17 protein-coding genes are annotated in these 14,409 nt (G+C 65.9%); 6 read left to right on the top strand and 11 right to left on the bottom strand.

Features of this window, described 5'->3' with window-relative positions; translation table 11 throughout:
- The first annotated feature begins 69 nt into the window (after positions 1-69).
- Both ACJJVR_RS05480 and ACJJVR_RS05475 read left to right on the top strand, forming a co-directional pair.
- Positions 70-666 carry a GNAT family N-acetyltransferase gene (locus ACJJVR_RS05480; RefSeq protein WP_405402852.1) on the top strand — a complete coding sequence of 199 codons (597 nt, stop codon included), beginning with the start codon at positions 70-72 and terminating at the stop codon, positions 664-666.
- Positions 626-1,414: an EcsC family protein gene (locus ACJJVR_RS05475; RefSeq protein WP_405402851.1), complete on the top strand. Its 789-nt coding sequence runs from the start codon at positions 626-628 to the stop codon at positions 1,412-1,414. Before ACJJVR_RS05480 ends, ACJJVR_RS05475 begins: the two co-directional genes overlap by 41 nt.
- Before the next feature lie 48 nt (positions 1,415-1,462).
- On the opposite strand, the gene ACJJVR_RS05470 is transcribed toward ACJJVR_RS05475, so the two are convergent.
- The gene (locus tag ACJJVR_RS05470) at positions 1,463-2,995 is read right to left on the bottom strand and encodes an ATP-dependent RecD-like DNA helicase (RefSeq protein WP_405402850.1); all 1,533 of its coding nucleotides are present in this window, start codon (positions 2,993-2,995) and stop codon (positions 1,463-1,465) included.
- Between the two features lie 99 nt (positions 2,996-3,094).
- Here ACJJVR_RS05470 and ACJJVR_RS05465 point away from each other — a divergent pair, with 99 nt between their 5' ends.
- On the top strand, positions 3,095-3,301 hold the full coding sequence (locus tag ACJJVR_RS05465; protein ID WP_405402849.1) for a hypothetical protein: 207 nt from the start codon (positions 3,095-3,097) through the stop codon (positions 3,299-3,301).
- A gap of 66 nt (positions 3,302-3,367) precedes the next feature.
- On the opposite strand, the gene ccrA is transcribed toward ACJJVR_RS05465, so the two are convergent.
- Positions 3,368-4,657, bottom strand: a complete 1,290-nt coding sequence (gene ccrA, locus ACJJVR_RS05460; protein WP_405402848.1) for a crotonyl-CoA carboxylase/reductase — start codon at positions 4,655-4,657, stop codon at positions 3,368-3,370.
- A gap of 206 nt (positions 4,658-4,863) precedes the next feature.
- Here ccrA and ACJJVR_RS05455 point away from each other — a divergent pair, with 206 nt between their 5' ends.
- Positions 4,864-6,822 (top strand): protein meaA, encoded by a 1,959-nt coding sequence (locus ACJJVR_RS05455; RefSeq protein ID WP_405402846.1) that lies wholly within the window; start codon positions 4,864-4,866, stop codon positions 6,820-6,822.
- An 86-nt stretch (positions 6,823-6,908) separates the two neighbouring features.
- Positions 6,909-7,832 carry an acyltransferase family protein gene (locus ACJJVR_RS05450; RefSeq protein ID WP_405402845.1) on the top strand — a complete coding sequence of 308 codons (924 nt, stop codon included), beginning with the start codon at positions 6,909-6,911 and terminating at the stop codon, positions 7,830-7,832.
- Positions 7,833-7,892: 60 nt separating this feature from the next.
- Here ACJJVR_RS05450 and rpmE read toward each other — a convergent pair whose 3' ends face one another.
- The 9 genes from rpmE to ACJJVR_RS05405 form a co-directional block, all read right to left on the bottom strand.
- Positions 7,893-8,114: a 50S ribosomal protein L31 gene (rpmE, locus tag ACJJVR_RS05445; RefSeq protein WP_405402844.1), complete on the bottom strand. Its 222-nt coding sequence runs from the start codon at positions 8,112-8,114 to the stop codon at positions 7,893-7,895.
- Positions 8,115-8,128: 14 nt separating this feature from the next.
- Positions 8,129-8,512 carry a 50S ribosomal protein L19 gene (rplS, locus tag ACJJVR_RS05440; protein ID WP_405402843.1) on the bottom strand — a complete coding sequence of 128 codons (384 nt, stop codon included), beginning with the start codon at positions 8,510-8,512 and terminating at the stop codon, positions 8,129-8,131.
- Entirely contained in the window at positions 8,509-9,390 is an 882-nt protein-coding gene (gene trmD, locus ACJJVR_RS05435; RefSeq protein ID WP_405402841.1) for a tRNA (guanosine(37)-N1)-methyltransferase TrmD, read from the bottom strand. Before trmD ends, rplS begins: the two co-directional genes overlap by 4 nt.
- Positions 9,387-9,887 carry a ribosome maturation factor RimM gene (gene rimM, locus ACJJVR_RS05430; RefSeq protein ID WP_405402839.1) on the bottom strand — a complete coding sequence of 167 codons (501 nt, stop codon included), beginning with the start codon at positions 9,885-9,887 and terminating at the stop codon, positions 9,387-9,389. Before rimM ends, trmD begins: the two co-directional genes overlap by 4 nt.
- Before the next feature lie 51 nt (positions 9,888-9,938).
- Positions 9,939-10,295: a 30S ribosomal protein S16 gene (gene rpsP, locus ACJJVR_RS05425; protein WP_405402838.1), complete on the bottom strand. Its 357-nt coding sequence runs from the start codon at positions 10,293-10,295 to the stop codon at positions 9,939-9,941.
- 28 nt (positions 10,296-10,323) lie between these two features.
- Positions 10,324-10,620 carry a chorismate mutase gene (locus tag ACJJVR_RS05420; protein WP_405402837.1) on the bottom strand — a complete coding sequence of 99 codons (297 nt, stop codon included), beginning with the start codon at positions 10,618-10,620 and terminating at the stop codon, positions 10,324-10,326.
- The gene (locus ACJJVR_RS05415) at positions 10,617-11,153 is read right to left on the bottom strand and encodes a GNAT family N-acetyltransferase (RefSeq protein WP_405402836.1); all 537 of its coding nucleotides are present in this window, start codon (positions 11,151-11,153) and stop codon (positions 10,617-10,619) included. Before ACJJVR_RS05415 ends, ACJJVR_RS05420 begins: the two co-directional genes overlap by 4 nt.
- On the bottom strand, positions 11,150-12,646 hold the full coding sequence (ffh, locus tag ACJJVR_RS05410) for a signal recognition particle protein (RefSeq protein WP_405402834.1): 1,497 nt from the start codon (positions 12,644-12,646) through the stop codon (positions 11,150-11,152). The genes ACJJVR_RS05415 and ffh overlap by 4 nt, the downstream gene beginning before the upstream one ends.
- A gap of 178 nt (positions 12,647-12,824) precedes the next feature.
- On the bottom strand, positions 12,825-13,412 hold the full coding sequence (locus ACJJVR_RS05405; protein WP_405402832.1) for an FMN-dependent NADH-azoreductase: 588 nt from the start codon (positions 13,410-13,412) through the stop codon (positions 12,825-12,827).
- A 102-nt stretch (positions 13,413-13,514) separates the two neighbouring features.
- Between ACJJVR_RS05405 and ACJJVR_RS05400 the strand changes: the two genes are divergently transcribed.
- Positions 13,515-14,360, top strand: coding sequence for a LysR family transcriptional regulator (locus tag ACJJVR_RS05400; protein WP_405402831.1), 846 nt, complete (start codon positions 13,515-13,517; stop codon positions 14,358-14,360).
- Positions 14,361-14,409: the final 49 nt, after the last annotated feature.

The raw sequence follows: 14,409 nt of genomic DNA, 5'->3' as shown, positions 1-14,409 counted from the left end.
TTCGCGCGACGCAATGTATCGCCCGCCTTGCGCCCGTGCTAAAGGCCCGCGCGACAGCAAGGAGGCGCGATGTACGAGATCTGCCCCGAGACGCCCGCCGACGAACCCGAGGTCGAGGGCCTGTACGATCTGTGCTTTGCACCGGGTCGGACGGCGTTGTCATCCTATCGCTTGCGCGACGGGGTGCCGCGGGTGGCCGACCTGTGCCTGGTGCTGCGCGATGCGGGCGGCACGCTGATGGCCGCGATCCGGTTCTGGCCGGTGCGCGTCGATGACCGGTCCGTGCTGCTGCTAGGGCCCATCGCGGTTCACCCCACCGCGCAGGGCGAGGGGCTGGGCGGCCTCTTGATGCGCGACAGCCTGACCCGCGCGCGGCACATGGGGTTCGACAGGGTCCTGCTGGTTGGGGATGCGCCGTATTACAGCCGCTTTGGGTTCCAGCGCCTTGACGATGTGGTAATGCCGCCACCAACGAACCCTGACCGCGTGCTGGGTCTGGAACTTAGCCCGGAGGCATGGGTTGGCGTGGTAGGTCCCGTCCACAGAGAGACGTGGCCGCTTGTCGACCCGCCTGTGCCGGACATCACGGCCTGCACTCAGGTTGACCCTCCGAAAAGGCCCATTGATGACAGCCCCGACACCCCTCGTCCTGCCCCCGATCACTGACCCGGCCCTGCACGCCCAAATCGATCGGCTGGCCGCACGCTATCTGGCGGCGGGGGGATTGGGCATGCAGATCATGTCCCGCATCGGCAACAGTGCCGAAGGGCTGATCGAACGCCTGCCAGGCTTTGTGCGTTCGCGTTTGGACAGCGTTACCCGGGCGGCACTGACGCGGGCCTTTGGTGCGGCCAGCGGATCGCGCAAGGTGGTGCGTGATCGTGGCGATTGGTTCAATCGGATGGCGTCGACCGTCAGCGGCGCGGCTGGCGGCATCGGCGGTTTCGCGGGCGCGCTGGTCGAGCTGCCGTTCACCGTCACCCTACTGTTGCGCGCGATGCTGGACATCGCGGCCGAACACGGCCTTGATCCCGAAAGCGAGGAGGTGCGCCTGGAATGCCTGCGGATCTTCGCCGCGGCGGGGCCTATGGCCTCTGACGACCAGACCGACCTGGGGATGCTGGCCGCACGCCTGTCAGTGACCGGTCAGACGGTGCAAAGCCTTGTCAGCAAGGTCGCCCCGCGCCTGTCCGTCTCTCTGGGGCAGAAGATGGCGGCACAGGCGGCGCCGGTCTTTGGCGCCGTGGTGGGTGCGTCGATCAACTACACCTTTGCGCGCTACTATCAGGAATTGGCCCGCGTCCATTTTGGCGTCATGCGCCTGTCCCACGAAACCGGCATCCCGCACGAAGCCCTGACCGAGGCGCTGCGCTTGTCGATCAGGCGCCAGACACCTCAGGACCCTACGCGCTGACTGCGGGGGGTCCGGGGGGCGGCAGCCCCCCGGCGTCGCGGGACGCAATCACTCCTCCTCGGCGTCCAGCGCCAGGGGCGCGACAGGTGCCACCAGATCATCCGTCGACAGCGGCCCGGCCGGACGCGCCAGTCGCGCCTTTGTTACCCAGTACAACCGCTCCTGCGCGCGGGTGATTGCCACATAGGTCAGCCGCTTCCACAACTGGACCCCAGCCTCGGACCGGTTGGACCAGGCGGCGGCGGCGATATCGGGGCCGAACACTTGGACCTCGGGCCATTGACTGCCCTGTGCCTTGTGGATCGTGACCGCCGCCCCGTGCAGGAATGCCGCCCCCATGCGCGCGGCAAAGGGAATGAACGGCTCCTCGGCGTCCGGCATTTCGATCTTGACGATGCTGGCGGCGGATAGGCGCGGATCCTCGGCCCCGATCACATGCAGGCGCGAAAACCCCGGCTTGCGACCCGGTCCCAGATAGACGACCTGCGCCCCCTTGATCAGACCGCGCGCCTCCAGATCGATGCGCTTTTTGCGGTGCTTCAGCGGCAGCTCCAACCCGTCGCAGACCAGCGGCTCCCCGGGCAACAACGCGTCGCCCGGCGCACCGAAGGCGGTCCGGAACGCATGGATCAGGCGGATGCGCGTCGCGTTGCGCCAGACCAGAACCGGGCTGCGCGCCATCAGGTCGCTCTCCACCCGCTCTGCCCATACCACGCGGTCGTCCTTGCGCGCCGCATCGCGGATCATCTGTTCGAAATCATCGAACCCCAGCTGATCGTCCGCCAGCGCATGGGCCAGATCCAGGATCGGGCTGTCATCCGCCTGCCGGTGTACCCGGCTCAGCATCAGACGTTGCGCCGGGGCCAGCTTGTCGAACACCATCTCGCCGGACTGACCGACGGGGGCCAACTGGGCCGGGTCGCCGAACAGGACCAGCACCGGAAAGATCTCGCGCAGATCCTCGAACTGCTTTTCGTCCAGCATCGAGGCCTCGTCGATCAACCCCACGTCCAGCCCGTCCTCGCGCCGGGTCCAGCCGCGGATGAAATCCGACCCCCGCAGCCCGGCCGTGGCCAGCGCCCCGGGAATCGATGCATGCTGGTCATAGAACGCCTTGGCCTTGTCCAGCGCCGTGTCCGACAGTTCGGGAATGACCGGGCGCTCGGCGGTGCCGGTCAGCCATTCGGCGATCTTCTCATATTGCGGGTCATAGACGGGGGTGTACAGAATCCGGTGGATCGTCGTCGCCGGCACGCCGCGCATGCGCAAGACGAACGCGGCCTTGTTCGTCGGCGCCAGAATGGCGACGCTGCGCCGGTCCTTGCGGCGGCGTCCCTCGTAATCGGGGCTGATCAGCTCGACCCCCGCCTCCAGCAGGGCCTTGGTGATCTGCGACAGCATCAGCGTCTTGCCCGATCCGGCCTTGCCGATGACCGCCATGACGCGACCTTTTCCCGACTGGGGCGGATGCAGTTCCTCTGCGATGATGTCGATGCCCGCCGCACCAAAGGTTTCGGCCAGCGCGTCCCAGGCATCGGCCTGGTCGGGCGAAAGGGTCGGGGCGGGGACGGGGCTGTTCATGCCAGACCCTTAGCCTGCCTTCGCGGCCAAGGCAAAGCGCCGCGCAACTTTTCCGCCCCGGGCCGCGTGCCCGCGGCGCAGACCGACAGGAGAGACGCGATGATCGAATTGTTTTTCGTCACCTGCCTGCTCACCGACCCGCAGCGGTGCAGCGATCACAGCCTGCTGTTCGAGGAACGCAACGGCCTGTTCACCTGCATGCTGCAGAGCCAGTCCGAGCTTGCCAAATGGGTGGCCACCCATCCGACCGAACAGGTCCGCGAATGGAAATGCCGCCGCGCTGGAGAGGCCGACCGCAAGATCTGATCCGCCGAACCGACCTGCGGGGGGTCCGGGGGGCGGCATGCCCCCCGGCACGTCGCGGGACGCAATTCAGCGACGCCCGGCTTCCAGCGCATCCTCAAATGTCCGCAACCCGGTGCGCGGCGACTGAACCAGCACGGCCATGTTGCCCGGCTTGTGCTCGTTGCGGAACATCTTCATGTGCGCGGCCGGGATGTCTGCCCATGGGAACACCTCGGACATGCAGGGGTCCAGCCGACGTTCCAGCATCAGCTTGTTCGCCGCGCTGGCCTGTTTCAAATGCGCGAAATGTGATCCCTGCACCCGTTTCTGGTGCATCCACAGGTACCGAACGTCAAAGGTACAGTTGAACCCAGTCGTCCCGGCACAAATGACGATCATGCCGCCCTTTTTGCAGACCAGCGTGGACACCGGGAACGTCGCCTCTCCGGGGTGCTCGAACACGATATCGACATTGCTGCCCTTGCCGGTGATGTCCCAGATCGCCTTGCCGAACTTGCGCGCCTCGGTGAACCACTCCTTGTATTCGGGGGTGTTCACCTTGGGCAGCTGACCCCAACAGCGGAATTCCTTGCGGTTGATGACACCCTTGGCGCCCAGACCCATGACAAACTGACGCTTGTCCTCTTCGCTGATAACGCCGATGGCATTGCCGCCCGCCGCGTTGATCAGCTGGATCGCATAGGACCCCAGGCCCCCCGACGCGCCCCAGACCAACACGTTCATGCCTGGCTTCAACTCGTGCGGCTCATGCCCGAACAGCATCCGGTACGCGGTGGCCAGCGTCAGCGTATAGCAGGCCGACTGCTCCCACGTCAGATGGCGCGGGCGCGGCATCAACTGCTGGGACTGAACGCGCGTGAACTGGGCGAAACTGCCGTCTGGCGTCTCGTACCCCCAGATCCGCTGCGTGGTCGAAAACATCGGGTCGCCGCCGTTGCATTCCTCGTCGTCGCCGTCGTCCTGATTGCAGTGGATGACAACCTCGTCGCCGACCTTCCACCGCTTGACCTTGTCGCCGACCGCCCAGACGATGCCCGACGCGTCCGAGCCTGCGATGTGATAGGGCTCGCCATGCCCGTCGAACGGGCTGATCGGCTGGCCCAGACCGGCCCAGATCCCATTGTAGTTCACGCCTGCCGCCATCACCAGGACCAGCACCTCGTTGCTGTCGATCGACGGGGTGTCCACGACCTCCAGCTGCATGGCGGTGTCAGGCTCTCCGTGACGTTCGCGGCGGATCGCCCAGGCGTGCATGCGGGCAGGGACATGCCCCAAGGGCGGCATCTCGCCCACGGCGTACAGATCCTTGACCGGAGCATCATAGGGCGCGATCGGGGTCGGGGCGTCGAGGGCCATCTTCATCTCCTGTCCTGTGCCGCAGTGCAGAATCACCGCGCCGATGGCCCCGTTCTACGGCACGGAAAGTAATAATTCAACCATCCTGGCAATATATACGCAATAATATGTCCCAAGGGGCATAAGTTTGCCGCACTGCAGCGAATTGACGGCGCAGCTTTCTGTCTATATTCGTTTTCACAGTGACATATTCTTGCGAGGGAATAATGGCTGATAAGGATAAACCTTGGCTGTTCCGCACCTATGCGGGGCACTCCACGGCGGCGAAATCGAACGCGCTGTATCGGACCAACCTGTCGCGCGGGCAGACCGGCCTGTCGGTGGCCTTCGACCTGCCGACCCAGACCGGCTATGACAGCGATCACGTTCTGGCCCGCGGAGAGGTCGGCAAGGTCGGCGTCCCCGTCTGCCATCTGGGCGACATGCGTGCGCTGTTCGACCAGATCCCGCTGGAACAGATGAACACGTCGATGACGATCAACGCCACTGCGCCGTGGCTGCTGGCGCTGTACATCGCCGTGGCCGAGGAGCAGGGCGCCGATGTCAGCCGCCTGCAGGGCACCGTCCAGAACGACCTGATCAAGGAATACCTGTCGCGCGGCACCTATATCTGCCCGCCCGCGCCCTCACTGGCGATGATCACCGACATCGCCGCCTATACGCGCCAGCATCTGCCGAAATGGAACCCGATGAACGTCTGCAGCTATCACCTGCAGGAGGCAGGGGCCACGCCCGAGCAGGAGCTGGCCTATGCCCTGGCCACGGCGGTCGCGGTGCTGGACGATCTGCGCGACAAGGTGCCTGCGGACAGCTTTCCGCAGATGGTCGGGCGCATCAGCTTTTTCGTGAACGCGGGCATCCGTTTCGTCACCGAGCTGTGCAAGATGCGCGCCTTTACCGAGCTGTGGGACGAGATCACCCGCGACCGCTATGGCATCGTGGATGAGAAATACCGCCGATTTCGGTATGGCGTGCAGGTCAACAGCCTGGGCCTGACCGAACAGCAGCCCGAAAACAACGTCTATCGCATCCTGCTGGAGATGCTGGCCGTCACATTGTCGAAAAACGCCCGTGCCCGCGCCGTCCAGTTGCCCGCGTGGAACGAAGCGCTTGGCCTGCCGCGACCGTGGGATCAGCAATGGTCCCTCCGGATGCAGCAGATTCTGGCCTATGAAACCGACCTGCTGGAATATGGGGACCTGTTCGACGGCAATCCGGTAATCGCCGCTAAGGTCGAAGCGCTGAAGCAGGGTGCGCGGGACGAATTAGCCCTGCTGGACCAGATGGGCGGCGCGATCGCGGCGATCGACCACATGAAGGCGCGGCTGGTCGAATCGAACGCCGCCCGCCTTGGCCGGATCGAGACGAACGAGACGGTCGTCGTCGGCGTGAACCGCTGGCAACAGGCTGAACCGTCACCGCTGACGGCGGGCGATGGCGGGATCATGGTCGTCGACCCGGCGGTCGAGGCCGATCAGGTCGGCCGCCTGACCGCGTGGCGCGCGGAACGCGATGCCGGCGCGGTCGAGGCGGCGCTGGCATCGTTGCGCCACGCGGCGCAGACCGGCGCGAATATCATGGAGCCGTCGATCGCCGCCGCCCGCGCGGGGGTCACGACGGGCGAATGGGCGGGCGTGATGCGCGCCGTTCATGGCGAATACCGCGGGCCGACGGGGGTGTCGCAGGCGCAATCGAACCGGACCGAGGGGCTGGAGCAGATCCGCGTCGCGGTCGACGCGGTCAGCACCCACCTTGGGCGGCGGTTGAAGTTCCTGGTGGGCAAGCCGGGTCTGGACGGCCATTCCAACGGCGCCGAGCAGATCGCGTTCCGCGCCCGCGATTGCGGCATGGACATCACCTATGAGGGCATCCGCCTGACACCGGAGGAGATCGTCGCCCGCGCCCGCGAACAGGACGTCCATGTCGTGGGCCTGTCGATCCTGTCGGGCAGCCACCTGCCGTTGATCGAGGATCTGATGGCCCGCATGCAGGCCGCCGGGATGGGCCACGTGCCCGTGATCGTCGGCGGCATCATCCCCGACGACGACGCCGCGCGCCTGTCGGCGATGGGCGTGGCGCGGGTCTATACGCCCAAGGATTTCCAGCTGAACACCATCATGATGGACATTGTCGGGCTGGTCGCGCCGGGGGCCGCTGCCGCGTGATCGCGCATGGTGCAGATAAGGCGCCCTGCGGGTGAACCAGATCGGCGCCAAGTCGTTGACAAGGTTGCACGACAAAGGCCCGGTCCATGACGTCACCAACCCGGCGCAACAGCGCCATCGATCCGCTGCGCATCGTTCTGGCGCTGACGGTCATTGCTCTTCACACCGGATTTCCGGATGCCGCCCCGCCGCTGGTCAAGCAGGTGCTGTTCAACGGGCTGTACCGCCTGGCGGTGCCGGTCTTTGCGCTGATATCGGGGTATTTCTTTCTGTCGGCCATGCAGGGCGGGCGCAGCGGGCCGTATCTGCGCCGCATCCTGGCGCTGTATTTGCTGTGGATGGCGATCTATCTGCCGATCTATGGGCCTGACCTGACGGGTCCGGGGCATGCGCTGCAGACGCTGGTCTTTGGTTATTTTCACCTGTGGTTCCTGCCGGGGCTGCTGGTGTCCGCAACACTGGTCATGGCGCTGCGCAGGCCCGCGCGGATCGCCGGGGCGGCGGCGCTGCTGGCGGGTACGGGGCTGGTCCTGCAGACGCTGGTCCTGACGGGGCAGGCAGAGATCCAGCTGGACCATTACCGCAACGGGGTCTTTACCATCTTTCCGTTCTTTGCGCTTGGCGTCCTGCTGGCGCATGGATGGGGCGCGGGTCTGCAGGGGCGGGCCTTGCCGTTGGCCGGGCTGGCGCTGTTGGCGGTGATGGGGGAAAGCCTGATCTGGCGTATGATCGCGGGCGGGGGCTGGGGCGTCGACATGATGCTGTCGCTGTTGTTGGCGGCGCCGATGCTGTTTCTGGCGGCACGGCGTGTCCAGGGTCCGTGGGACGGCAAGCGCGCGGCAAGCACCGCGGCCTTTGTCTATTTCGTGCATGTGTTGATCATGATCTGTGCCAGCCGCTTTGGGCTGGAGGGCGACGTCAAGGCGCTGAGCGTCATGGCGCTGTGCCTTGGCATGGCCGCATGGCTGTGCATGGGAGAGCGCCGCCGCGTGCTGGCGTTCTTTACCTGACCCCAAAATGCGAAACGCCGCCCCGAAGGGCGGCGTCTGCAGTATCGATGGTGGCGTGGATCAGAAGCCCAGGCCAGCGTATTTCGACTTGAACTTGGTCACGCGGCCACCGGCATCCATCAGGCGCGACGAACCACCGGTCCAGGCCGGGTGCGAGGTCGGGTCGATGTCCAGCGTCATCGAACCACCCTCTTCGCCCCAGGTGGAGCGCGTTTCGTAGGTGGTTCCGTCCGTCATCTTGACCGAGATCATGTGATAATCGGGGTGAATCTCTTTTTTCATGGCGTGACCTCTGCTCAGGCTTTCGCGTCCGAAAGCGGACGGTAGTTGGTCTTTTCGACGATACGGGCCGACTTGCCGCGACGATCGCGCAGATAGTACAGCTTGGCGCGACGGACCTTACCGCGACGAACGACCTCGATCGTGGCGATGTTGGTCGAATACAGCGGGAACACGCGTTCCACGCCCTCGCCAAAGCTGATCTTGCGCACGGTAAAGCTGGCTGCGATGTTGCTGCCGCCCTTGCGCGAGATGCAGACGCCTTCGTAGTTCTGGACGCGGGTACGAGTACCCTCGGTCACTTTGTAGCCGACGCGGATGGTGTCGCCGGCCTTGAAGTCGGGAATAGTCTTGCCAAGCTCTGCGATTTGCTCGGCTTCGAGTTGTGCGATCAGGTTCATCGCTTTGGTTCCTTGTCATGCTCGCGGTATATCCGCGATTGGTCTGATGCGCCCGAGCGCTGTCGGTCCTTAGCCGGGTCCACATGCGTTTCCGCATATGCCCGCCACAGATCGGGGCGGCGTTCTTGTGTCAGCCTCTCGGCCTCACCGGACCGCCATGCGGCGATGGCTGCGTGATTGCCCGATAACAGCACGGGCGGTATCTCGCGGCCATCCCAGAGGGCGGGCTTGGTGAACTGCGGCGCTTCCAGAAGACCCCGGTTGCCGATGGAAAAGGACTCCTCGGCCAGGGAATCATGATTGCCCAGCACGCGCGGTATAAGCCGGACCGTCGCGTCGATCAAGACCTGTGCGGCGATCTCTCCGCCGGTCAGGACATAATCACCGATGCTGACCTCCTCAATCGCGTGTTTGTCCAGCACGCGCTGGTCGATCCCCTCGAACCGACCACAGATCAGCGTGACGCCCGGACCCTGCGCCAGCGCGCGGGCGCGGGCCTGGGTCAGGGGCTTGCCGCGCGGCGACATGTACAGGACGGGCGGCGCCGGTCCCGGTCCGGACTGCGCCTCGGTCAGGGCCGCGTCCAGCACATCGGCCCGGATCACCATGCCGGCCCCGCCACCCGCGGGCGTGTCGTCGACATTGCGGTGCCGGCCCATGCCGAAATCGCGCAGGCCGATGGTGCGGATGTTCCACAGTCCCTGTGCCAGCGCCTTGCCGGTCAGGGACAGGCCCAGGATGCCGGGAAAGGCCTCGGGGAACAGGGTGACGATCCGCGCAGTCCACGCGCCTGCCACCTGCGGTTCGGTCATCAGTTCGCGCGGGCGCAGGCTGGGGCGGGCGGTCAGGCGGCCATGCGACCGAGGCGTGTCGCTCATGCGTCGTCGCCGGGTGGGTCCACGACGATGCGGCGCGCGGCCAGATCGACGGTCGGCACGATGGCGCGAGTAAAGGGCAGCATCAGCACCTGCGTGCCGCCCACCACCTCGATGATATCGCCGGCACCGTGATCGTACAGCGCACGCACCCGGCCAAGGGACTTGCCGCCGGTATCGACGACATCCAGCCCGATCAGGTCGGCGTGATAGAATTCGTCGTCGGGCAACGCAGGCAGGGCGCCGCGCGGGGCCCACAGGGTGACGCCGCGCAGTGCGTCGGCATCCTCCTTGGTGGCGACGCCCTTGATGCGCGCGCCCAACGCCCCCGTTACCTCACGGGTCAGCGACACGTCGAACAGGCGGGTGCCGTCCTCGGATGTCAGCGGGGAATAATTTGCGATGTCGGCAGGGTCCGAGCAGAAGCTTTTCAGCCGCACCTCTCCGTGGACCCCAAAGGCCCCCGCGATGGCGCCGACGCAGATGCGGTCTTCGGTCATGTCACACCCTTGCAATAAAGGACTGGCGGGGTTTCCCCCGCCAGCGTCAGATCACTCTGCTTCGGCCGGGGCTGCTGCCTTGGCGGCGCGCTCGTCGGCGCGGGCCTTGGCTTTCTTGCCGGGCTCTGCCTTCTTCATGTTCTTGCGCTCGGCCTTTTCCTTGACGCCTGCGGCTTCCAGGAAGCGGGCGACGCGGTCGGTCGGCTGCGCGCCGTGGCTCAGCCAGTACTGGATGCGCTCGACATCCATCTTGACGCGGTCTTCGCTGTCTTTTGCCAGCAGCGGGTTGTAGGTGCCCAGCTTCTCGATGAAGCGGCCGTCGCGGGGCATGCGCGAATCCGATGCAACGATGGCGTAATGCGGGCGCTTCTTGCTGCCACCACGGGCCAGGCGGATCTTCATGGACATCAGATAGTCTCCTTGGGTTGTCGTCCGGTCAGGACTGATAATGTTCGTGGTGCCGAATGACTTCGGCGATCACGAAGTTCAGGAATTTGCGCGCGAATTCCGGGTCGAGATCGGCCTCGCGCGCGAGGCGTTCCAGGCGTTCGATCTGGCTTGCCTCGCGCGAGGGATCGGACGGCGGAAGGTCGTGCCGGGCCTTGAGGCGGCCGACGGACTGGGTGTGCTTGAACCGTTCGGCCAGCGTATAGACCAGAATGGCGTCAAGCCGGTCGATGCTGGCGCGATGTTCGCGCAGCAGGTCGGCCGCGCGGGCGGTGGCGTCGGTCATGCGGCCTCCGGGCTGTGGCGATAGACAAGGCAGTGCTTGTCAAAGACCGGCTGCCGCGCGCTGCGGTCGCGCACCGCGCCCAGCCGTTCGGCCAGCGCGATGGACCGGGCGTTGTCCGGGTCGATGTAGCTGACGGCCGTGTTCCAGCCCAGATCGCGGAACGCATGCGCCCGCACCGCTTGGGCGGCCTCGGCGGCATAGCCGCGACCTTCGGCGGCCTGCGACCAGACGGTCCAGCCCAGTTCCTGTTCGGGCCATCCATCAGGGTACCACGGGCCTGTCATGCCCAGAGGCGTGTCATCGCCCTTGAGACAGAACACGAACATCCCGAAACCGCGCATCACCCAATGGCCGGTCAGGTGGCCAAAGGCCCGCCAATAGGCGCCGGGCTTGGGTTCGGGCGACCCGCCGCCCACGAACTGTGCGCGATCCGACTGATAAAAGCTGCGCCAATGCGGCCAGTCGCTGCCCAATGGCGCGCGCAGGATCAGGCGTTCCGTTTCCAGAACCGGGGTGGGGGACAGGGTGATCATTTCTTGCCGAACAATCCGCCCAGACCGGCGGGCAGGCCCGCGCGGCCCAGTTGCCCGCCCAGACCCTTGGGGTCGGCCAGCATCTTCTGGGCCTCGGCCATCTTGGCGGGGTCCAGGTTGTCCATGTCTGGCAGGCCGCCGCCCTTGCCGGACATGGCGCGCATGGCCTGCTTCATCAGCCCGCCCTTGCCCATCTTGCCCAGCTTTTTCATGGTGTCGGCCATCTGCTTCTGCATCTTCAGCAGCTTGTTCAGGTCCGACACGTCCATACCCGCGCCTGCGGCAATGCGCTTTTTGCGGCTGGCCTGCAGCATGTCCGGGTTGGCGCGTTCCTTTTTCGTCATCGAATTGATCAGCGCGATCTGATGGCGGACGACCTTGTCGTCATATCCTGCGGCCTCGGCCTGCTTGGCCATCTTGGCCATGCCCGGCATCATCCCCATGACCGACGACATGCCGCCCATCTTCTGCATCTGCTCCAACTGGCCGCGCAGGTCGTTCATGTTGAACAGACCCTTTTGAAAGCGCTTCATCATGCGCTCGGCCTGCTCGACCTCCAGCACCTGCTGCGCTTTTTCGACCAGGGCGACGATATCGCCCATGCCCAGGATACGGCCCGCGACGCGTTCCGCATCAAAGGTCTCCAGCGCGTCCATCTTTTCGCCCAGACCGACAAAGCGGATCGGCTTGCCGGTCACGGCGCGCATCGACAGGGCGGCACCGCCGCGCCCGTCGCCGTCCATCCGCGTCAGCACGACGCCGGTCACGCCGACCTTGGCGTCGAATTCGGTCGCGACGTTCACCGCATCCTGGCCGGTCAGGCCGTCGACGACCAACAGCGTCTCGCGCGGGTTCGCGATGTCGCGGACCTGCTGGACCTGGGTCATCAGCGCTTCGTCGATATGCAGCCGCCCGGCGGTGTCCAGCATGACCACGTCATAGCCGCCCAAACCCGCCTGCGTCTTGGCGCGCTGCGCGATCTGTACGGCAGTCTGGCCCATCACGATGGGCAGCGTGTCGACGCCGATCTGCTGGCCCAGAATGGCCAGCTGTTCCATCGCAGCGGGGCGGTTCGTGTCCAAAGACGCCATCAGCACGCGCTTTTTCTCGCGGTCCTTCAGGCGCAGGGCCAGTTTCGCGGTCGTGGTGGTCTTGCCCGACCCCTGCAGGCCGACCATCAGGATCGCGGCGGGCGGGTTGTCGATGCGCAGCGCCTCGGGGGCGTCGTCGCCCTGCAGGACGCGGATCAGTTCGTCATGGACGATCTTGACGACCTGCTGGCCGGGGCTGACCGATTTCGTGACCGATGCACCGGTGGCCTTGGCAGTGACCGCCTTGACGAAATTGCGCGCCACCGGCAGCGAAACGTCCGCCTCCAGCAAAGCGACGCGCACCTCGCGCATGGCGGCGGTCACGTCCTCTTCGGACAGGGCACCCTGTTTGGTCAGCCGGTCGAAGACGCCGCCCAAGCGATCGGAAAGGTTCTCGAACATGGCCGGGCCTCCTATGGCTCCAAATCGGTTTAGCCCCCGTGGGCGCAACGCGCTGACGGGGGGCGATCCCCGCATCTGGCGCAGGGACCGGAAGGCGGTGCTTCCGGGAATCTAGGATTGCTTACGAAAGAACGCCCCCCAAGTCAACCTTGGGGGGCGTTCTTGCCGAAACGCGGTCTCAGGCGGCGATCTGGTCCATCGCCTGCTGCGCGCGGGCCATGCCGGCCTCGCGGTCCATGGCCAGTCCGTCGGCGGCCACGAATGTCACATCGGTGATCCCCAGGAATGCCAGCATGTGACGCAGATAGCCCGAGGCGTGGTCCAGGTCCGACCCCATCGGCGTACCGGCGGCGGTATAGGCGACAAAGGCGCGCTTGCCGGTCAGCAGACCCTCGGGGCCATCGGCGGTATAGCGAAAGCTGACACCGGCGCGGGCGATCTGGTCCAGCCATGTCTTGAGCTGCGACGGCAGGAAAAAGTTATAGATCGGCAGCCCGATCACCAGCGTGTCGGCAGCCTGAACCTCGGCCAGCAGCGCGTTCGAGGTGTCGATCTGGGCCTGTTGCGGCGCGGTCGGATCGTCGGTGCCCACGCGCACACCCTTGAACCATGCGGTGTCGATCGCGGGCACGCCCTGGCTGAGGTCGCGATAGGTCACCGTCGCGTCGGGATTGGCGGCCGTCAGGCGCGCAAGGATGTCGGCGGTCAGCTGACGCGACACCGATGCGTCGGCGGTGATGGCGCTGTCGAGATGCAGGATGTTCATGGCAAGCCCTCATAAAGGATGTTTCTGCGTTGCAGCGTATTTATGTCTATGCATCTGCGAACGTAAGGGCGATAACTGCGCAATCACTGTGCGGGGATGCACATGCAGGTCGAATCCTGGGACGATATTCGGGTCGCGCTGGCCGTGGCGCGTACCGGAACGGTCAGCGGCGCGGCCGCCGATCTGGGTGTCCATCATGCCACCGTGATCCGTCGCATCGACGCGCTGGAAGCCGCCCTGCGCACCCGGCTGTTTCAGCGCCACACCCGCGGCTATGCCCTGACCGAGGCAGGGCGGACGATGCTGGCCGCGGCGGGAGAGGCGGATGAACGATTCGCCCAGATGGCCGCCCGGATCGCAGGCGACGGGGATCGGATCGAGGGAGAGCTGGTCGTCACTTCGCTGCCGGAACTGGTCGATCTGGTCCTGCCGCAGCTGATCGCGCTGATGGGGCGGCACCCGGACCTGCGCCTGACCTATCTGACCGATGCGCGCCTGTTCCGTCTGGGCGCCGGAGAGGCGCATATCGCCATCCGCGGCGGCGCCAAGCCGACCGAGCCGGACTATGTCGTGCGCGCGATGGGGCGGATGGGGCAGGTGATGTATGCATCACAGGCCTATCTGGACCGGCATGGTCCGGTCGATGACCCGCGCGACCACCGCTTTGCGCTGCCCGGTGCCGATGCGCGGGGTGCGCCCCTCATGCGCTGGCTGCAGGACCGCATCGGACCCGAGAACATCGCGGTCACCGCCAATGAGGCCACCGCACGCGAGGCCGTGATCCGCGCCGGGCTGGCGGTCGGCGCGCTGCCGCTCAGTTTGGCCCATGGCCTGTTGCCGGCCTTGGCCTTGCCGGAATGGGAATCCGATTTGTGGCTGGTGACCCATGTCGACCTGCACCGCACCCCAAAGGTCCAGGCCGCGCTGACCGCCCTGCGCGACGGCTGACCCCTTTCCCCCGGCCCCGCCTTGGGGCAGCGTGCGCGCCAGGAGGACC

The sequence above is a fragment of the Paracoccus sp. Ld10 genome (assembly GCF_045064235.1).
In the GTDB taxonomy this organism is placed as follows: Bacteria; Pseudomonadota; Alphaproteobacteria; order Rhodobacterales; family Rhodobacteraceae; genus Paracoccus.
Note: the sequence above shows the minus strand (reverse complement) of the source record. Positions and strands in the feature narration are given on the sequence as shown.

What these genes read in the sequence shown, in the direction of transcription:
- ffh (WP_405402834.1), bottom strand. Translation starts at nt 12,646, where the DNA reads ATGTTCGAGAACCTTTCCGATCGCTTGGGCGGCGTCTTCGACCGGCTG.
- ACJJVR_RS05475 (WP_405402851.1), top strand. Translation starts at nt 626, where the DNA reads ATGACAGCCCCGACACCCCTCGTCCTGCCCCCGATCACTGACCCGGCC.
- ACJJVR_RS05480 (WP_405402852.1), top strand. Translation starts at nt 70, where the DNA reads ATGTACGAGATCTGCCCCGAGACGCCCGCCGACGAACCCGAGGTCGAG.
- ACJJVR_RS05400 (WP_405402831.1), top strand. Translation starts at nt 13,515, where the DNA reads ATGCAGGTCGAATCCTGGGACGATATTCGGGTCGCGCTGGCCGTGGCG.
- ACJJVR_RS05470 (WP_405402850.1), bottom strand. Translation starts at nt 2,995, where the DNA reads ATGAACAGCCCCGTCCCCGCCCCGACCCTTTCGCCCGACCAGGCCGAT.
- ACJJVR_RS05450 (WP_405402845.1), top strand. Translation starts at nt 6,909, where the DNA reads ATGACGTCACCAACCCGGCGCAACAGCGCCATCGATCCGCTGCGCATC.
- ACJJVR_RS05415 (WP_405402836.1), bottom strand. Translation starts at nt 11,153, where the DNA reads ATGATCACCCTGTCCCCCACCCCGGTTCTGGAAACGGAACGCCTGATC.
- ACJJVR_RS05405 (WP_405402832.1), bottom strand. Translation starts at nt 13,412, where the DNA reads ATGAACATCCTGCATCTCGACAGCGCCATCACCGCCGACGCATCGGTG.
- rpsP (WP_405402838.1), bottom strand. Translation starts at nt 10,295, where the DNA reads ATGTCCATGAAGATCCGCCTGGCCCGTGGTGGCAGCAAGAAGCGCCCG.
- rimM (WP_405402839.1), bottom strand. Translation starts at nt 9,887, where the DNA reads ATGACCGAAGACCGCATCTGCGTCGGCGCCATCGCGGGGGCCTTTGGG.
- rpmE (WP_405402844.1), bottom strand. Translation starts at nt 8,114, where the DNA reads ATGAAAAAAGAGATTCACCCCGATTATCACATGATCTCGGTCAAGATG.
- trmD (WP_405402841.1), bottom strand. Translation starts at nt 9,390, where the DNA reads ATGAGCGACACGCCTCGGTCGCATGGCCGCCTGACCGCCCGCCCCAGC.
- ACJJVR_RS05465 (WP_405402849.1), top strand. Translation starts at nt 3,095, where the DNA reads ATGATCGAATTGTTTTTCGTCACCTGCCTGCTCACCGACCCGCAGCGG.
- ccrA (WP_405402848.1), bottom strand. Translation starts at nt 4,657, where the DNA reads ATGGCCCTCGACGCCCCGACCCCGATCGCGCCCTATGATGCTCCGGTC.
- ACJJVR_RS05420 (WP_405402837.1), bottom strand. Translation starts at nt 10,620, where the DNA reads ATGACCGACGCCACCGCCCGCGCGGCCGACCTGCTGCGCGAACATCGC.
- ACJJVR_RS05455 (WP_405402846.1), top strand. Translation starts at nt 4,864, where the DNA reads ATGGCTGATAAGGATAAACCTTGGCTGTTCCGCACCTATGCGGGGCAC.
- rplS (WP_405402843.1), bottom strand. Translation starts at nt 8,512, where the DNA reads ATGAACCTGATCGCACAACTCGAAGCCGAGCAAATCGCAGAGCTTGGC.